Genomic DNA, 1,261 nt, shown 5'->3' on the forward strand with positions numbered 1-1,261 from the left:
AAGCTTGGTCAAAGAGATTAAATTATGAAGCGTCTAAAGCGCTTGATATTGAACCATTAATGGGAGAAGGCTCCAATAGTATCATTCAAGTCAAGAATGAACTTAGGAAAGAAGGCGGAGATTGTGTTACGTTTAGCTTACGAGCACAGATTATGGGGCGTGGTGTAAGCGAGGGTGAAACGCTTAAAGGCAATGAAGAGGCACTCCAATTCCTTCATGATAAACTTTATATCAATGAACTTAATAACGCTGTTTCAACAAAAAATAAAGGTACGATTGATCAACAACGTATTTTGTTTAGTTTACGCGACGAAGCACATAAGTCATTGGTTGATTGGTTTGCAGACCGTTTGAGTTTGATGTTTTTTCTTCAAGTTTGCGGATATACAGCGCCTACAATAAAGTTTGAAGGACGTGAAGTTGAACTTGATGAATTGTATTATGGTTTTAATGCACCATTGGCACCAAGCAGTAAGCGTATTGTGCGACCAGAAGCCAAAACGAAAGATGAAGACGTAAAAGAGCTGGCAAAACACGGTTTTAGTCTTAAGCTCATAGATGAAGCTGTTAAAGTTGCAAAGTTGGCTAACCCCAAAATCAGACCAGTACGGGTTGGTGGTTCCAATGTCTACGTGATGTATCTTCATCCCATACAAGTTATGCAATTGCGTACCAATACAGATACTGGTCAATGGCTTGATATACAAAAGGCAGTTTATTCAGGTTCGCGCGCGAAGAACCCGATTTTTGATGGTTCACTAGGCATGTATAATGGTGTGATTTTACGAGAATCCGAACATGTAACCCATGGTGTTAAATCCGATGGTAGTGTTGAAGAAAATGTCCGCCGTGCTGTATTACTGGGTGCACAGAGTGCGATGCTTGCCTTTGGAGCAGAAAATCAAGAGACGCGCTATAAATTGGTTGAAGAGCTTGATGATTATCAACGGGTATATGGTGTTGCAGCTAAGACAATCATAGGCATGAAGAAAACACGTTTCCAAATGCCTGGAAGAGGACAAAATGCGCAAGATTTCGGAACCGTTGTTGTTTCAACTTGCACAGGCGAAAAGCCTTCTTAATTTTCAAAGAAAGGAAATAAAACATGGCAGAAGGATTACCACAACCCCTACAAGGGAGAAACTTGGTTACGCAACAAGTGAGTTTTTTTCGCTTGAACATCTCGTATAAAGATAAGCATTTGACACGCAAAATCGGGACTTTACCGCGTGGTGCGATGATCCTTTCGATTAAAGCGTTT

Annotated in this window: 1 protein-coding gene; it reads left to right on the plus strand. The window is 40.7% G+C overall.

Features of this window, described 5'->3' with window-relative positions; all coding sequences use genetic code 11:
- A partial coding sequence (locus ACFILD_RS03075; RefSeq protein ID WP_375664750.1) for a N4-gp56 family major capsid protein occupies positions 1-1,082 on the plus strand: 1,082 nt, incomplete at its 5' end.
- Positions 1,083-1,261: the final 179 nt, after the last annotated feature.

This window comes from Bartonella sp. CL162QHHD (genome assembly GCF_042195435.1).
Classification (GTDB): domain Bacteria; phylum Pseudomonadota; class Alphaproteobacteria; order Rhizobiales; family Rhizobiaceae; genus Bartonella.